Origin of the sequence: Marisediminitalea alba, from assembly GCF_002993365.1 — a bacterium.
GTDB lineage: Bacteria > Pseudomonadota > Gammaproteobacteria > Enterobacterales > Alteromonadaceae > Alteromonas > Alteromonas alba.
Window position 1 is genome coordinate 35,764 of sequence record NZ_PVNP01000214.1, and the last position, 15,395, is coordinate 51,158.

The window sequence follows — 15,395 nt, forward strand, 5'->3', positions numbered from 1 at the left end:
ACAGTTGGAAGACGATACATGAGAAAGCCAATCGTAGCTGGAAACTGGAAGATGAACGGCAGCCGTTCATTGGTTAAAGAATTTTCTACACTAATGGATGGTGTTGATAGCGCAGCGGTAGAGGTAATAATATGCCCGCCAGCGTGTTATCTTAGTGAGTTTGCCGGCGCTGACTTCGCCCTTGGCGGACAAACGGTAAGTGAGCTTGATAACGGCGCACATACCGGTGATATCTCAGCTCAAATGCTGATTGAGTTTGGTTGTAAGTATGTCATTGTCGGTCACTCAGAACGTCGTGATGACCATGGCGAGACGAGCAAACTGGTTGCTGAGAAAGCCTTAAAGGCAATCAACAGTGGCCTGACACCGATTATTTGTATCGGTGAATCGCTGCAAACCCGCGAAGTGGGTGAGTTGGAAAGCTTTTTAGCTGCTCAGCTTGATGCATTAACAAGCCTGATGTCAGCAGAGCAATTAAGCAAAGCGGTGATTGCCTATGAGCCTATCTGGGCCATCGGTACCGGTGTAACAGCCACACCTGAACAGGCTCAGGACGTTCATGCGTTTATACGCGGGCATTTAGCCAGCTTCAGTGAGGATCTGGCATCAGGGATGCAAATCCTTTATGGTGGCAGCGTTAAAGCATCGAATGCGAAAGAATTATTTGCTCAGCCGGATATTGACGGTGGTCTGATTGGCGGAGCAAGCCTGAAAGTAGAAGAATTTAGACAAGTTTGCCAGGCGGCAGGCTAACGAGGATAGAAAATGATTTATCAAGTGCTTTTGGTTGCATACCTGATTGTAGCACTGCTGTTAATTGGCTTTGTGCTGATTCAACAGGGTAAAGGTGCCGATATGGGCGCTTCTTTTGGTGCCGGCGGTTCTAATACCGTGTTCGGCTCAAGCGGTTCAGGTAACTTTATGACTCGTGCCACAGGTATTCTGGCAACGGCATTTTTTGTCATCAGCCTGTTACTGGGTAATATTACTGCTCGTCAGGAAAAAGCGCCTGATGAGTGGGAAAACCTGGAAGTTCCGGCAACTCAGCAGGCTGCGCCGGCTGATACCGATGTTCCAGCGGTACCGGTTGAAGATAACACCGGTGATACGCCTAACTAAGGGCATATAGAAACGATTTTGCGGAAGTGGTGGAATTGGTAGACACGCCATCTTGAGGGGGTGGTGGCTTCGGCCGTGCGGGTTCAAGTCCCGCTTTCCGCACCAAATAAAAAACCACCCAGAAGGGTGGTTTTTTTATGCCTGAAACATTGTCAGGGTAGGGTGAAACTAATGAATATCTATCTTATGGCCTTGATTGCTGTGTTAATGCCACCACTGGCGGTTTACCTGTCCGCTGGAATAACCCGTCGGTTCTGGGTAAATGTGCTACTTACCATGCTCGGTTTTGTACCGGGGGCGGTACATGCGCTCTATACAGTAATTACTAGACATCGGAGCCGTTAACTTCCCGCGGGATTAGGCCGAGTCACTATGGGCCCGCCACACGAATTGTGTAAGGGTGAGCGAAAGGCTGATTAAAATAAGTAGCAAAAGCAGGCCTGCCATCATCAGGCCATAGCTGTTCTTCTGCAGTGGTGAGAGCAGCAAAAACAGCTGCGTTACCACTGGTACGCCAAGCATCAGATAAATCGCCAGCTTCAGCATCTTCATCATCTTTGTCCTGTTACGCCAGTTCGCTCATTTCGTCACGATAAGCCTCACCGAGCGCTTTTTTCTGCTTCTCGTTAAGGATGCGACCGGCAATCTGGAAAAATTCCTGCTCTTCGTCGTCCAGGTGATGCTCAACCTGCTCCTTAAGCTGTTTAAGAAAACGTAACCAGGCGGGAGAGCTAAACTCTGTGCCATCGAGCTTTTCCACTAATTCATCAATCTCGTGGTGCTCTGCGATACCATGACGAGACAGTTCAACTGCGTTGTCATCATCCATAAGCGGTACGTAAAAGTGACGTTCTTCGGCTGTTGCGTGACGCTCCAGTTCGTCCTTCAGCTCATCGAAATATTCACGACGAGCGGCAGTGTCGCCATGTGTTTCTACTAAGATCTTTAGTAATAAACGTTGCTTTTCATGATCCTGACGTAATGCTTCAAAAATGTTCATAAGGTGCTCCTGACTAGTTGTTCAGATGGTAACCATAACGTGTTATGTGTGACTAATTGAGTCTTCCAGCGGGTTACCGTTTGTTACTCTCTGACTAGTAATTTAGCAATACCTGTGCCCGAAGATATGTGTATGATTTAAAATGGGTATTTCTGTTTTGGTGGGAGTTAAAGGGAAGGCCAAGGGTAATAGTTACCCTTGGTAATGTAATCCGGAAACGTTAGTCACTCACCTCATAGCTTTCATCAAAGCGTTTGCTGTCGGCCAGAATATTGAGATTTCTGGCCTGACATTTAACGGTGATTTCGCTTGTAGTGTAGGTTTCACCATCAATTACGTAAGTTTGCTCCTCAGGCAGTTTTATACTGACCTGCTTAGCCCGTTTGTGATGAATGATTTGTGATGATTTCTTTGATTGCTCGTTGCCAAACACCAGTTCGGCCACGGTAAATAACGGCATGTCATCTTCTGTAGGGGTGAGCCAGGTGATATCCAGTTCACCATCTGTCATATCCGGCAGGTCGCCCCCCTGAGCGAGTGCAGTGCTAAGTGGCGCCGCATTGGCGATAACAAATGAAGGGGTATCGAGCTCAAAGCTTTCATCATCAACGGTCACCTGAAGCTTTTGCGGGTTGCTGGTGTTCATTGCTTTCCACAGGCCCTCAAGATAAGCCATCTGACCACCGTTATTCTTTTCCTCTCGGTCGGCATGTTCAATCATCTGAGATTCAAAGCCAATGGCAGACACCAATAGCATTAGTTTGCCATTACATTCTGCTGTATCCACCGGCGTATATTGCTGCTCGCAAATCACTTCACAGGCACGTGTGATGGGCGCGAGCTTGCTACGCAGGCCATATACAATCTGACTTAGTGCATTGGCGGTACCCAGAGGAATAATGCCCAGCACCTTCTGGTGTTCGCGGGTTACTGTGGCAACTTCTGTAACTGTACCATCGCCACCACAGGCGATTAATATTTCGTTACCGGCCTTTATTGCCTGATGTGCCTGCCAGGTGGCATTGAGCTCAGGTGTGGTCTCGTATATGGTGACTCGAAACTGACTGTTTAAATGGGAAAGGATTTCTTCCTTGTACGTTTTCCATTTGCCGCCGCCTGCTACCGGGTTGGCAATGAGAGCCAGCTGCGTATTTAATTTTAAACGGCCACGTTGTTTTACCACTGAAAGACTCTTAAGCTGATGCTTATTAAGTCTCGCTGTAGCTCGTACTGATTGGATCTTATTCATCACATCAACCACTGACAGCGCATCGTTGCGGGCCAGCAGGAAGGCAGCCATTACCAGCACCGAGCGACCGCGCCCTAAAGCACAATGAACCAGTATTTTGCGACCATCTCGAATGTGTTGATCAATCCAGTTTAGTGCCAGGTGAAGCTGCTCGTTAGTAGGGCTGGCATGGTCGAGTACCGGAATATTCAGATAATCCACATCATAGCGGTAACTGGTCCAGTCGAGGCCGTCGAATTCTGCGGTGACATCCAGAATGCAGTCGATCCCCTGGTTGCTGAGTTTTTCAATGTCGCTACCGACCAGTCTTGTACCCAGATACAGTTGCTCTTCGATTTTCTGAATACTGGGTACCTTATCGGTTTTGCGTTCATAATAGTTATATAAACGGGCACCCAGCAGAAAAGGAATAAACAGCCAGCGTACGTAAACCGGGATCCGCCCGTCTTCGCGTTTTCTGAATAATTCGGGGTAATTAGTCAGATAAGCCACACACACGGCAAACAGCGATGCCGCAGTCCACAGAATGACCACATTTATCCACCAGTAGGGCACATAGGCCGCAATGACACAAAGTAAAATGCCAGCCAACAGATAATACTTAACCATCTTCATTGGTTATTCTCTCCCTCAGTGAACCCACTATCGTTAGCGCCGTATCAGTTACAGCAATCAGTAAAAACGTTGTTTCGGTAATACAGGTAATACAAGTATTGTGCCGTGCGGTTAATTTTAGTGGGGTGAAGGATTGTTTAAGTTAATCAATTTTATCGGTTTTCAGGCCAGTTGGTGGCTGCTTATCCTGTACCAGAATCAATACTGGTGGGTGGTTGCTGCGCTGTTGATTGCCCATATCGTGCTGGTTGGGGAGTCACTCACAGAATTCGCCGTAGTGCTGGTTGCAGCAATCGCAGGCGTCATTACCGACAGTCTGCTGGCACTGTCTGGTGTGTACATTTTTTCTGGTTCCGGGCAATTCTTACCGATCCCTTTCTGGCTTATTTTACTATGGTTCGCCTTTGCCTCTACGCTGAGGCACAGTCTGGCATATCTCAGCACACACTACTGGTTAGCTGCCGGACTTGGTGCGGTCGGCGGTACGCTTAGCTATGTGGCGGGTATGAAGTTACAGGCAGTCACCTTTGGCTTAGCTTTTTATCCTACCGTATTTTTACTTGCCGCCATCTGGGCATGCCTTATGCCTGTGATCTTTTTGCTAAGCCAACGCGTTGAAGCCGTAGCACAACGTGTTAATGGCAGTGACACATTCCAAACCACAAAGGAGAAGTTATGACACCCTTGTCGATGGTAACGGGAGGTAACCGTGGGATCGGTTTTGCAATAGCAGAAGGCTTGCTGAAGCTGGGTCACAAGGTATTACTGGTAGCCCGTGACGAAGAGGAAGCCGAACAGGCCTGCGCAGATCTCAATGGCGATGTACATCCAATTGTAATGGACATCACTGCACAGGGTGCAATGGAAGAAGCTCACACACGAGCAGTGGCGGTGTTTGGCGATATAGATATATTGATCAATAACGCCGGGGTGATGCACAGTGACGAACTTACTGAGCTGAGTGCAGGCGACCTGCAGTTATCGTTTGATGTACATGTGAAAGGTCCGGCGATGCTAACTAAAGCCGTGCTGCCCGCCATGCTGGAGAACAATTTTGGTCGTATTATCAATGTTTCAAGCGGATACGGTAGCTTTGCCGAGAAACTCGGCGGACCTCCGGCTTATGCGGTAACGAAAGCGGCGCTGAATGCGCTGACAGTGAAAACGGCGGCGTCAGTGCCGGCCGGTAAAAACGTTAAGGTAAATGCTATGTGCCCGGGCTGGGTTCATACCCGCATGGGCGGCTCCAGTGCGCCGCTAACGCCGGAGGAGGGCGCAGACACAGCTATCTGGCTGGCCAGTCTCGATGAAGACAGTCCTAACGGGATGTTCTTCCGCAAACGCAAACCCATCAGCTGGTAGTGTGTAATATACCAATCCGCATAGGGGGTTGCCCACTCAGCAAGACTGGCAGGTTTTGTGGCTAGGCTTGGTTGCACAGGTTTGGTGGTTCCAAATCAAGCAAGCGTAACAACGCCAGAAAGCCTGCCAGCTCACCCTCAGGGGATTGCCCGAAGGGAGTGGCCAAAACGACTTACTTCTGTGTTGCGTCCTCTGGACATAGAATGACTATACCACAGAGAACGCGTCGTGATCTAAGTCGTTTTCGTCTAGCCCTCAGGGATCACTCTGAGAGGGTAAACCCCTATGCGGATTGGTATTACCGCCGGTGTGAATATTTTTCACACCGGCGGGCATTTCTGGGGGCCTTTATTGACGGCTTCTTCTATTTTTTGGTGTCTAAAAATCTATCTTATTGAAAGTTAAAGGCTATTTTTCTTTTTTGAATTGGCGTCGACTTTGCAAGTTTAGTTGTCATAACTGATGCAGAGCGACAGGTGCGAAACCATCAGCCGTTTTCGGAAGGAGAATATTCAGTGAGTGAGTCTTTAGCGATGTCGGCGGGTTATGACACCCAGGAAAGGGTGATTGTAACTCAGGATCATTATCAACCTGCAGTGGTATCTGTTGGGGTTGTGTTGTATGAGTGGAACGAGGCTATTCGCCAGCGAGTGCAACGCCTCGGCTCCCAGTTTGGTAACAGCGGCATAAAATTACAGTTACTCACTCATTCTGATTTGGTCAGACAGGACGACAAAACCAAACACCTTCAGGGCGTTATATTTCAACTACCGCCTAATGGTGACAGCCCGCTGGCAAGGCGTTTTGAGATAATTTTTCGTCAGAGCCATCAGGCTTTGCTGGCCGATTGTGACGTAGCTGCAGCGTTTACCGTGACTGAAGACGATAACCTTTCGAATATCGAGCTGGCGATGCAGGTAAGTTTTGCATCACACGGTGCAGATTGTCATTGGTTAGGGCTTGATTACTCTGCGGCAGACTCCGTAGCGTTTCAATCCTGGTGCGAAGGGATAGCTATTTCAGTACGTCAGTCTGTAAATAAACCGGCAACGTTGGCGGCTTAGATGAAAACGAACTCTAATATTTAGACCCGTAATAAAAATGTCACGAATTGAACAAAGATGGTAATTCAGTTCATTTTAGTAGGTTTTTAAAGTTAAGCACGTATAACTACCAGGATTGAGATAAAAAGCTATATTAATCAGTTTTTTATGGTTTTGCTTTGGTAACTTGATTCAACTGTCAATAGTAAGGGTGAATGACGTTTATACGGTTTGTAGATGGCTGTTTTAATGGATTTTACGCCTCCCCCTCGTAGTCTTCGCCCTTGTAATAAATGTTTATATGCGTATAATTAGACCTCTAATTAATATTGATAATCAGTTAACGACAAAAATACAAAGGCAATATTTTTCTATGGCGTTTGAAAGTTACATCTCACTAGCGATTTACTTTGCAGTTATGCTGGGCATTGGGTTGTTCGCATATAAGCAATCAACCAGTGACATTTCCGGCTACATACTGGGCGGTCGTCAGGTTAGCCCACACGTAACTGCATTATCCGCTGGCGCATCTGATATGAGCGGATGGATGCTGATGGGATTACCCGGCGCGATGTTTTTAACTGGTTTTGATGCCATGTACATTGCAATTGGTCTGGTGGCTGGTGCGTTGGCTAACTATTTTCTGGTCGCGCCAAAGCTGCGCGTTTACACCGAAGTAGCCGATGACTCGCTGACTATTCCTGAATTTTTCGCGAAGCGGTTTGGTCAGTCTAATGCCAGTGTGAGAATGGTGTCAGCCGGCATTATTGTAATGTTTTTTACATTATATACGTCGGCCGGTTTAGTGGCTGGCGGTAAGCTTTTTGAAAGCGCGTTTGGCATGGGTTATCAGACAGGTCTGATTATTACGCTGGCGGTAGTGGTTTCTTACACACTGTTGGGCGGTTTCCTGGCGGTAAGCATGACGGACTTTGTGCAGGGCTGCATTATGTTTGTGGCGCTGGTATTGGTACCGATCGTAGCGTTTACCGAGTTTGACAGCCTGGCGCAAATGAACAGCGCGGCACTGGAATCAGTACCGTCGTTAAGTGAATCATGGCAGGAGCTAACATTGCTTGGTCTGGTATCCAGCCTGGCATGGGGTTTAGGTTATTTCGGACAGCCGCATATTATCGTCCGCTTTATGGCCATTCGTTCAGTAAAGGCTATTGCGACAGCTCGTAACATTGGTATGTCGTGGATGTTGGTGACCATTATCGGTGCATTGGGTACCGGTTTTGTAGGGATTGCTTATGCAAACCAGTTTGGCTTGCAGGTGGCAGATGCAGAGACTATTTTTATCATATTCTCTGAGATTCTGTTTCATCCGTTGATCAGCGGGTTCCTGATGGCTGCAATTCTGGCTGCCATTATGAGTACTATCTCATCGCAGCTGCTGGTGTCGGCTAGCTCACTGACAGAAGACATTTACCGTGTAGTGAATAAAAAAGAAGCGTCCCAGGAGCAAACCGTAGCGATAGGCCGCTATGGTGTAGCGGGTGTAGCACTTGCAGCATTGCTGTTGGCATGGGATTCATCGAACAGCATCTTGTCTCTGGTCAGTAACGCCTGGGCAGGCTTTGGTGCAGCGTTTGGTCCGCTGGTGCTGTTTTGTTTGTACAAGAAAAATTTAACTCATAAAGCCGCTCTGGCAGGCATTTTGAGCGGTGCCGTAACGGTACTGTTCTGGATCTATGCGCCGGTCCTTGAAGGCGGTGCAACACTAAGCAGTGTGGTTTATGAGATTGTCCCCGGCTTTATCATTAGTTCACTGACTATCTGGGGCGTGATTATCTTCAGTGAAGAGCCGCACGAGGAAGTGCAGGCGAAATTTACCGAAACAAATAAAGTTTTAGCAGAATTATCTTAAGGTGATAGGAAATATGAATCGTTCAAATTGGAAACGCATTGTAGTTAAGGTTGGGAGTGCATTGATTGCCCCTAACCGTCAGGGATGTAGTAGTCATTATCTTCTGAGTATTGCGCAATTTATCGTACGTTGCCGGATGCAGGGCATTCAGGTTGTGCTGGTCTCCTCAGGCTCGGTAGCTGCGGGTGCACACATATTCCCGGAAGAAACGAAAAAGAACATTGCTATCAAAAAAGCGATGGCCGCAGCTGGTCAGACCGAAATGATGGCAACCTGGGATAAACTGTTCGACTTTCCGTCGGCCCAGGTGTTACTGACTCACGCTGACTTACGTGACCGTGAGCGCTATGTAAGTATTCGTGAAACACTGGACAGCTTGCTTGATCACGGTGTATTACCCATCGTTAATGAGAACGACACGATAACTACCGACAAGCTTAAAGTCGGTGATAACGATAACCTGTCTGCCATGGTAGCGGCAGCTGCCGATGCGGATGCGCTGGTTATCTGTTCTGATGTAGACGGGTTGTACGATAAAAACCCCCACAAACATGACGACGCAAAATTGTTATCGTGGGTAGATAAGATTGATGAGAGTATCTACGCTATGGCCGGCGGCGCCGCCGAAGATGGTGTTGGTACCGGTGGTATGCGCACCAAAGTAGAAGCAGCTGAAAAAGCGGTTTCACACGGTATTGATACCTTTATCATTAATGGCTTTACCGAGCTTTCATTTAACCTGATGCTCGAAGGACAAAACCCTGGCACGCACTTCCAGGCGCATGAAAAGCCGATGAAAGAAAACGTGCACTGGATGACCCACACCTCGAATGCGCAGGGTGAGGTCGTGATTAAAGAAGCGTTTAGCGATCCTCTGGATGAGGGCGTTGAGTCACTCACCAGTAGTGAAATTCTTGACGTTAAAGGCGAGTTTTCGGTAGGCGATACCATTTTAGTCCGTCGTGAAGATGGCGTAAAACTGGCCAAGGCTAAATCAAATTACAGTAGCTGTTTGTTAAACTTCATTGCCAATGAAGGTAATCAGAAGTTTGCATCGGAATTCGAAGAGAAAACCGGTCCGATTATTTCAGAACAGCACATTGCAGTATTGGAGAACAAATGAGTTTAATTACACAAATTGCCAACGACACAGCTAACGCTGCGAAAACGTTAGCGATTTTAGATGAAGCAACGAAAAACAAAGTACTGGCTGCCATGGCTGCAGCCATTCGTGATAACCAGGACGAGATTGTTAAGGTCAACACGAAAGAAGTTGCTGAGGGTAAACAAGCCGGTCTGGATGACGCCATGTTAGACCGCCTCACCCTGACGCCTGCGCGTATCGAAGATATGGCTGCAGGCATCGAAACCATTATTGAGCTGGCTGATCCGGTAGGGCAGGAGCGTTCGATTATGGAACGTCCTAACGGCCTGCAAATTAACAAAATGCGTGTGCCCCTTGGTGTGGTTTGTATGATTTACGAAGCACGTCCCAACGTAACCGCTGATGCTGGTGCTTTATGTTTTAAATCGGGTAACGGCGTAATTCTGCGTGGTGGTAAAGAAGCCTTGCAAACCAGCATGGCGATTGCTGGCTTGTTGCAGCAGGTTCTGCGTGAGCACGATTTACCTGAAGCGTTAATCAGCGTGATCCCGGATCCGGACCGCGCCCTGATGCAGGAACTGATGGATCAGGTTGATACTATCGACGTGATTATTCCACGTGGTGGTGAAGGCCTTATCCGCTATGTAACAGATAACAGTAAGGTGCCGGTAATTCAGCACTTCAAAGGTGTATGTCACTTATACGTCGATAAGGACGCAGATCTGGACATGGGCCTGGAGCTTCTTATTAACGGTAAAACTCAGCGTACCGGTGTGTGTAACGCACTGGAAGGTCTGGTAGTGCATCAGGCGATTGCCGGTGATTTCCTGCCAAGAGTCAGTAAGATGTGTCAGGAGAAAGGCGTCACGGTGCATGCTAACGAAGCGGCAGCCAGCTATTTCGACAATGCCGATGTGATTGGCGATGACGAATTTGGCGAAGAGTACCTTGGCCTTGAAATCGCTATCCGCGTAGTTAAAGACTACGACGAAGCACTGTCGCACATCCATAAATTTGGTAGTCACCATACAGAAGTGATCTGTACTCAGAACATGGATACAGCAAAGCACTTCCAGCGTGCTGTAGATGCCTCAGCGGTAATGATTAATGCGTCTTCACGCTTTAATGATGGTAGCCAGCTTGGCCTTGGCGCAGAGATTGGTATCGCCACCACTAAATTGCATGCTTACGGACCTATGGGGCTGGAGTCGCTGACCACTGAGAAATATGTAGTCACCGGCACCGGACAAATCCGCGAATAATAGCGACGGATAACCGATGGTCGACGTGGTAAGGTTGAGTTTTTTACTATAACCTGCCACGCTTTGCTACGAATATGTAAAGTCCACCTATAAGGTGGGCTTTTTTGTTGGAGGAACTTGAGTTCATGGCGATGCCTGACGTAATCGACCAAGCCTGGCGCGTTTTTCTGGATTACACCCAGTCCTATAAATTACTAACCTCACTGTTACTTATAATGGTGTTTCTTGGTTGCAAGCGCATCATTATCAGGTTGCTCAGACGACAAAGTAAAAAAAGCGGCGATGACCGCCGTCACTCCATTAATATTATCGACCAGTTAGGTAATGCCATCCTGCTGGTGTTGCTGCTAATGCTCTGGTCAACCGAAGTGCAGAGTCTGGCCCTGTCCATTGCGGCATTTATGGTGGCTATCGTCTTTGCCACCCGCGAGATGATCCAGTGCTTTATGGGCTTTATCTACTACATGACAACGCGTCCGTTCAGGGTCGGCGACTGGGTTCAGTTAGGCGATAATGTGGGCGAAGTGGTAGAAATGGACTGGGCCAAAACCACACTGCTGGAAGTGGATGCGGAACACTATGGCTATACCGGTAAGCACGTGTATGTGCCGAATAATCAATTGATGATTCAGGTAGTTAAAAACCTTAACTTCCTGCGCCGCTATCGATTGCACGAATTTTCGTTAACGCTTGAGCCGCTGGTCAATCCCTATAGGTTGTTGGACGACTTCAGAGCGAAAGCCATTGAACATTGCAGTCACTTCCGCGATGTAGCCGAGCGCTATAAGAGCTGGATTGAGCGTAACCTGGATGCTGAGTTCATTAGCATCGATCCGGTTATCGACATTGAAACCAATAATTTTGCCAAGTTTGTGGTGAAAGTGGGGCTGTTTTGTCCTTCTGACGAGTCGCTGTTACTGGAAGAGAAAATTCGCGCAGACTGGTTGTCTTTATGGTTTGATACCATTAAAGCAGAACAGAAAAAGGGCGGCTTGCCACCAGTAAGTTCAGATCAGGCTTAGATTACAACCAGGCGCGACGCTGGCTGAAATGGTGGCTTAAAAAGTCCATCTGATCGGCCAGAATACGCCGGTTCATCAGGTAAAAGCGTTCATACAAATTGGGCGCGAAGGGCACAGCCAGTAATGGCATATTCGCCTCTTCCGGTGTTCTGGCACCTTTTTGATGGTTACAGCGGGCGCAGGCAGTGGCGACATTTTGCCAGTTGTTTTTACCGCCTCTTGAGCGTGGGATAATATGATCCCGGGTGAGCTGGCCGGAACGAAACTGATTGCCGCAATATAAACACAGGTAGTTGTCGCGACGGAATAAATAGTGGTTACTCAAGGCAATTTTGCCGTTTTGTACTACTTTACCATCGCAGGCGATAATCGAACTGATACGCAGCTGGCTTTGCTGGCCTTCACGGTTCCAGCCGCCGAGCAGGGTACGGTGCTGATTACCCAGTTCAAACAGTACTTTATTCTGGGCGTAGTAACGAGCGGCCTGATAAATGTCGAGCCAGTCTTGTGGCGCACCTGCTTTATTGAGACGTAATATTAACATGTCCGGCCCTCAATCCTTTAGAGGTCTTGTCGACCTGGCAAACAGTACTGTTACGAATCAGTATGACAGATTGATGAAAAGACGCCACAGGGTGGGTTAAAAATGCGCAAATTGCCCGTAAGACTTAATTTTTTGGCTTATCGGTGATTAGTTATTGGTAAACGCACCTTGACGCCGCTATACTAACGGCCGCGTTTAATAGCGAAGAATTTTAAAGAAAGATTTAAAGGACAAATAGTGACTCCTATTACAAAAACATTCCAGTATGGACAGCATACTGTAACTTTAGAAACGGGTGTGATTGCCCGTCAGGCAACCGCTGCAGTATTAGCCAGCATGGACGATACTTCTGTACTGGTTACCGTAGTTGGTAAAAAAGAAGCCAAAGCCGATCAGGATTTCTTCCCTCTGACCGTTAACTATCAGGAAAAAACTTACGCTGCGGGTAAAATCCCAGGCGGTTTTTTCAAGCGTGAAGGTCGTCCTTCTGAAGGTGAAACCCTGACTGCGCGTCTGATTGACCGTCCAATTCGTCCATTATTCCCGGAAGGGTTTAAGAACGAAGTACAGGTTGTTATCACCGTGGTTTCTGCAAACCCGGAAATACCCACTGATGTGATCTCAATGATTGGTACTTCAGCGGCTCTGGCCATTTCTGGTATTCCGTTTAATGGTCCGATTGGTGCGGCACGTGTTGGCTACACTGATGGTGAATATATTCTTAACACCCGCACCAGTGAGCAGGAAGCAAGCCAACTTGATTTAGTGGTTGCCGGTACTGAAGGTGCGGTACTGATGGTTGAATCAGAAGCCAGCATTCTGTCTGAAGAAGTGATGCTTGGTGCGGTAATGTTCGGTCACGAGCAATTACAAACTGTTGTTTCTGCGGTTAATGAGTTTGCATCTGAAGTGAACACGCCGAAGTGGGACTGGGTTGCTCCGCAGGAAAACACCAGTCTGAAAGACAAAATTAAAGCCCTTGCCCTTGAAGGCATGACTGCTGCTTATCAGATTTCTGACAAGCTCGAGCGTAAAGACGCAGTGACAGCGGTTACCGAAAAAGCAGCGGCTGAGATTCTGGCTGCTGACGAAGAGCAAGACTCTAAAGAAGTGCTTGATCTGCTGCACGAACTGGAAAGTGACGTAGTACGTTCACGTATCCTGGCAGGTGAACCACGTATCGATGGCCGTGATCCTACTATGGTACGCGCCCTTAACGTGTCTACCGGCGTACTGCCGCGTACCCACGGTTCTGCAGTATTCACCCGTGGTGAAACACAGGCACTGGTTGTGGCTACCCTTGGTACCGAGCGTGATGCGCAGATGATTGATGAACTGGCTGGCCGTCGCGACAGCAAGTTTATGCTGCATTATAACTTCCCTCCGTACTGTGTAGGTGAAACTGGTATGATCGGCTCGCCTAAGCGTCGTGAAATTGGTCACGGTCGACTGGCTAAGCGCGGTATTCAGGCGGTTATGCCTTCTGATGAAGAATTCCCGTATGTAGTACGTGTGGTATCAGAAATCACTGAATCAAACGGTTCATCTTCAATGGCTTCTGTATGTGGTACTTCACTGGCGTTAATGGATGCTGGTGTACCAATTAAGGCCTCTGTTGCTGGTATCGCTATGGGTCTGGTGAAGAGCGACGACAACTTCGTAGTTCTGTCTGACATCTTGGGTGATGAAGATCACTTAGGTGACATGGACTTTAAAGTTGCCGGTACTACCGAAGGTGTTACGGCGCTGCAGATGGATATCAAGATTGAAGGTATCACTAAAGAAATCATGCAGATTGCCCTTAAACAGGCAAAAGAAGCCCGTTTACACATTCTTGGCGTAATGGACTCTGCCCTGGGCGGCCACCGTGAAGAAATGAGCGAGTTTGCACCGCGCATTTACACGCTGAAGATTGATCAGGACAAGATCCGTGACGTTATCGGTAAAGGCGGCGCAATGATTCGTTCGATCACCGAAGAGTCTGACACCAACATCGAAATCGAAGATGACGGTACAGTGAAGATCTTCGCAACCGAGCGTGCCAAAGCGGAAATCGCCATTGCTAAGATTGAACAGGTGACTGCTGAAATCGAAGTAGGTAAGACCTACAACGGTAAAGTAACCCGTATCGTTGACTTTGGTGCTTTCGTTGAAGTACTGCCGGGTAAAGAAGGTCTGGTTCACATTTCACAAATTGCTCACGAGCGTGTGAACAAAGTGACTGACTACCTGTCTGAAGGTCAGATGGTTGACGTAAAAGTAATGGAAATCGACCGTCAGAACCGTGTACGTTTAAGCATTAAAGAGTTGTTAGAAAAGCCAGCTAAGCCTGAGTCTTCTGACGACGCTTAATCTCAAAGCGAAATTCGTAGGTATAAAGGGGCTATAAGCCCCTTTTTTCATGCATGAACAGGCCTTAAGGAAAAGTAACATGGATAAATCCGTACAAACTGAAATCGAAGCAGCCGTATTCCGCCGTTTAATCACTCACCTGGATGAACATAAAGACGTGCAGAATATCGAACTGATGATTCTGGCTGACTTTTGTCGCAACTGTCTGGCTAAATGGTATAGCAAAGCTGCCGAAGAACGTGGCGAAGAAGTGGACTATGATGAAGCCCGACGCGTGGTTTATAAAATGCCTTACAGCGAGTGGAAGGAAAAACACCAGCTGCCCGCTACCGACGAACAACTGGCTGCATTTAATGCCAAACAGGCAGCCAAAAAGGCTTAACCCCGGTTTTGCTCCTCCGGCAAACTATAAGTGTGGGGGAGCAGTTCACTGACTGTGGTTTTAGTGCATTCGCCACTAGCGGTGAGCATAAATACCGGTGTATCTGCACTGGCAAACTCGGCGATTTTCTGGCGGCAGCCACCGCAGGGATAGCAGTAATCATCATTGGGGCTGGCAACCAGAATTTGTTTAATCTGCGTGGCGCCAGCGGTAATCATAGTGCCAATCGCCGAGGCTTCGGCGCATTGCCCCTGTGGGAACGCGGCGTTTTCAACGTTGCAGCCGTAATATACATTGCCGTCCTCGGCGACGATTGCCGCGCCAACCCGGAACTTAGAGTAGGGGGCGTAGGCGTTTTTCTGGGCCTTTAGTGCGGCATCTTTTAACTGTTGTAACAATTTACTGCTTCCTTAACTGTCGTTATTTTTGTCTACTATCCGGTGAGAACTGATATAGTCTCACTCATCAAT

General features: G+C 47.9%; 17 protein-coding genes and 1 tRNA gene. 13 read left to right on the forward strand and 5 right to left on the reverse strand.

Annotated elements, in window-relative coordinates; all coding sequences use genetic code 11:
• Window positions 1-18: 18 nt before the first annotated feature.
• The 4 genes from tpiA (at window position 19) to C6Y40_RS23510 (ending at window position 1,464) form a co-directional block, all read left to right on the forward strand.
• On the forward strand, window positions 19-753 hold the full coding sequence (gene tpiA / locus C6Y40_RS23495) for a triose-phosphate isomerase (RefSeq protein ID WP_240622065.1): 735 nt from the start codon (window positions 19-21) through the stop codon (window positions 751-753).
• Window positions 754-765: 12 nt separating this feature from the next.
• Window positions 766-1,119 (forward strand): preprotein translocase subunit SecG, encoded by a 354-nt coding sequence (gene secG / locus C6Y40_RS23500; protein ID WP_105936820.1) that lies wholly within the window; start codon window positions 766-768, stop codon window positions 1,117-1,119.
• Between the two features lie 20 nt (window positions 1,120-1,139).
• Window positions 1,140-1,224, forward strand: a tRNA-Leu gene (locus C6Y40_RS23505).
• A gap of 81 nt (window positions 1,225-1,305) precedes the next feature.
• Window positions 1,306-1,464 carry a YqaE/Pmp3 family membrane protein gene (locus C6Y40_RS23510; protein ID WP_276309534.1) on the forward strand — a complete coding sequence of 53 codons (159 nt, stop codon included), beginning with the start codon at window positions 1,306-1,308 and terminating at the stop codon, window positions 1,462-1,464.
• Between the two features lie 12 nt (window positions 1,465-1,476).
• Here C6Y40_RS23510 and C6Y40_RS23515 read toward each other — a convergent pair whose 3' ends face one another.
• The 3 genes from C6Y40_RS23515 to C6Y40_RS23525 form a co-directional block, all read right to left on the reverse strand.
• Entirely contained in the window at window positions 1,477-1,674 is a 198-nt protein-coding gene (locus C6Y40_RS23515) for a hypothetical protein (protein WP_146129637.1), read from the reverse strand.
• A 10-nt stretch (window positions 1,675-1,684) separates the two neighbouring features.
• Window positions 1,685-2,119, reverse strand: coding sequence for a hemerythrin domain-containing protein (locus C6Y40_RS23520; RefSeq protein ID WP_105936823.1), 435 nt, complete (start codon window positions 2,117-2,119; stop codon window positions 1,685-1,687).
• A 220-nt stretch (window positions 2,120-2,339) separates the two neighbouring features.
• Entirely contained in the window at window positions 2,340-3,983 is a 1,644-nt protein-coding gene (locus tag C6Y40_RS23525; protein WP_105936824.1) for a diacylglycerol kinase family protein, read from the reverse strand.
• A gap of 133 nt (window positions 3,984-4,116) precedes the next feature.
• On the opposite strand from C6Y40_RS23525, the gene C6Y40_RS23530 reads away from it, so the two are divergent.
• The 7 genes from C6Y40_RS23530 (at window position 4,117) to C6Y40_RS23560 (ending at window position 11,647) form a co-directional block, all read left to right on the forward strand.
• Window positions 4,117-4,662, forward strand: a complete 546-nt coding sequence (locus C6Y40_RS23530) for a DUF2878 domain-containing protein (RefSeq protein WP_105936825.1) — start codon at window positions 4,117-4,119, stop codon at window positions 4,660-4,662.
• Entirely contained in the window at window positions 4,659-5,345 is a 687-nt protein-coding gene (locus C6Y40_RS23535; RefSeq protein WP_105936826.1) for an SDR family NAD(P)-dependent oxidoreductase, read from the forward strand. The genes C6Y40_RS23530 and C6Y40_RS23535 overlap by 4 nt, the downstream gene beginning before the upstream one ends.
• Window positions 5,346-5,860: 515 nt before the next feature.
• Window positions 5,861-6,409 carry a hypothetical protein gene (locus C6Y40_RS23540; protein ID WP_146129638.1) on the forward strand — a complete coding sequence of 183 codons (549 nt, stop codon included), beginning with the start codon at window positions 5,861-5,863 and terminating at the stop codon, window positions 6,407-6,409.
• Window positions 6,410-6,761: 352 nt separating this feature from the next.
• Window positions 6,762-8,258 (forward strand): sodium/proline symporter PutP, encoded by a 1,497-nt coding sequence (putP, locus tag C6Y40_RS23545; RefSeq protein ID WP_105936828.1) that lies wholly within the window; start codon window positions 6,762-6,764, stop codon window positions 8,256-8,258.
• Between the two features lie 13 nt (window positions 8,259-8,271).
• Window positions 8,272-9,381, forward strand: coding sequence for a glutamate 5-kinase (proB, locus tag C6Y40_RS23550; RefSeq protein WP_105936829.1), 1,110 nt, complete (start codon window positions 8,272-8,274; stop codon window positions 9,379-9,381).
• On the forward strand, window positions 9,378-10,625 hold the full coding sequence (locus tag C6Y40_RS23555; RefSeq protein ID WP_105936830.1) for a glutamate-5-semialdehyde dehydrogenase: 1,248 nt from the start codon (window positions 9,378-9,380) through the stop codon (window positions 10,623-10,625). The genes proB and C6Y40_RS23555 overlap by 4 nt, the downstream gene beginning before the upstream one ends.
• 104 nt (window positions 10,626-10,729) lie before the next feature.
• Complete coding sequence (locus C6Y40_RS23560) at window positions 10,730-11,647, forward strand: mechanosensitive ion channel family protein (protein WP_338065271.1); 918 nt, start codon at window positions 10,730-10,732, stop codon at window positions 11,645-11,647.
• A 1-nt stretch (window position 11,648) separates the two neighbouring features.
• On the opposite strand, the gene C6Y40_RS23565 is transcribed toward C6Y40_RS23560, so the two are convergent.
• The gene (locus C6Y40_RS23565) at window positions 11,649-12,191 is read right to left on the reverse strand and encodes an HNH endonuclease (RefSeq protein ID WP_105936831.1); all 543 of its coding nucleotides are present in this window, start codon (window positions 12,189-12,191) and stop codon (window positions 11,649-11,651) included.
• 237 nt (window positions 12,192-12,428) lie between these two features.
• On the opposite strand from C6Y40_RS23565, the gene pnp reads away from it, so the two are divergent.
• Window positions 12,429-14,543 (forward strand): polyribonucleotide nucleotidyltransferase, encoded by a 2,115-nt coding sequence (pnp, locus tag C6Y40_RS23570; RefSeq protein WP_105936832.1) that lies wholly within the window; start codon window positions 12,429-12,431, stop codon window positions 14,541-14,543.
• A gap of 79 nt (window positions 14,544-14,622) precedes the next feature.
• Window positions 14,623-14,925: a DUF1244 domain-containing protein gene (locus C6Y40_RS23575; RefSeq protein ID WP_105936833.1), complete on the forward strand. Its 303-nt coding sequence runs from the start codon at window positions 14,623-14,625 to the stop codon at window positions 14,923-14,925.
• Here the strand turns inward: C6Y40_RS23575 and cdd are convergent.
• Window positions 14,922-15,323: a cytidine deaminase gene (gene cdd, locus C6Y40_RS23580; protein ID WP_105936834.1), complete on the reverse strand. Its 402-nt coding sequence runs from the start codon at window positions 15,321-15,323 to the stop codon at window positions 14,922-14,924. The genes C6Y40_RS23575 and cdd overlap by 4 nt on opposite strands.
• Window positions 15,324-15,395 lie beyond the last annotated feature (72 nt).

Coding starts and splice junctions, on each gene's coding strand:
- tpiA (WP_240622065.1), top strand. CDS start 19: ATGAGAAAGCCAATCGTAGCTGGAAACTGGAAGATGAACGGCAGCCGT.
- secG (WP_105936820.1), top strand. CDS start 766: ATGATTTATCAAGTGCTTTTGGTTGCATACCTGATTGTAGCACTGCTG.
- C6Y40_RS23510 (WP_276309534.1), top strand. CDS start 1,306: ATGGCCTTGATTGCTGTGTTAATGCCACCACTGGCGGTTTACCTGTCC.
- C6Y40_RS23515 (WP_146129637.1), bottom strand. CDS start 1,674: ATGATGAAGATGCTGAAGCTGGCGATTTATCTGATGCTTGGCGTACCA.
- C6Y40_RS23520 (WP_105936823.1), bottom strand. CDS start 2,119: ATGAACATTTTTGAAGCATTACGTCAGGATCATGAAAAGCAACGTTTA.
- C6Y40_RS23525 (WP_105936824.1), bottom strand. CDS start 3,983: ATGAAGATGGTTAAGTATTATCTGTTGGCTGGCATTTTACTTTGTGTC.
- C6Y40_RS23535 (WP_105936826.1), top strand. CDS start 4,659: ATGACACCCTTGTCGATGGTAACGGGAGGTAACCGTGGGATCGGTTTT.
- putP (WP_105936828.1), top strand. CDS start 6,762: ATGGCGTTTGAAAGTTACATCTCACTAGCGATTTACTTTGCAGTTATG.
- proB (WP_105936829.1), top strand. CDS start 8,272: ATGAATCGTTCAAATTGGAAACGCATTGTAGTTAAGGTTGGGAGTGCA.
- C6Y40_RS23555 (WP_105936830.1), top strand. CDS start 9,378: ATGAGTTTAATTACACAAATTGCCAACGACACAGCTAACGCTGCGAAA.
- C6Y40_RS23565 (WP_105936831.1), bottom strand. CDS start 12,191: ATGTTAATATTACGTCTCAATAAAGCAGGTGCGCCACAAGACTGGCTC.
- C6Y40_RS23575 (WP_105936833.1), top strand. CDS start 14,623: ATGGATAAATCCGTACAAACTGAAATCGAAGCAGCCGTATTCCGCCGT.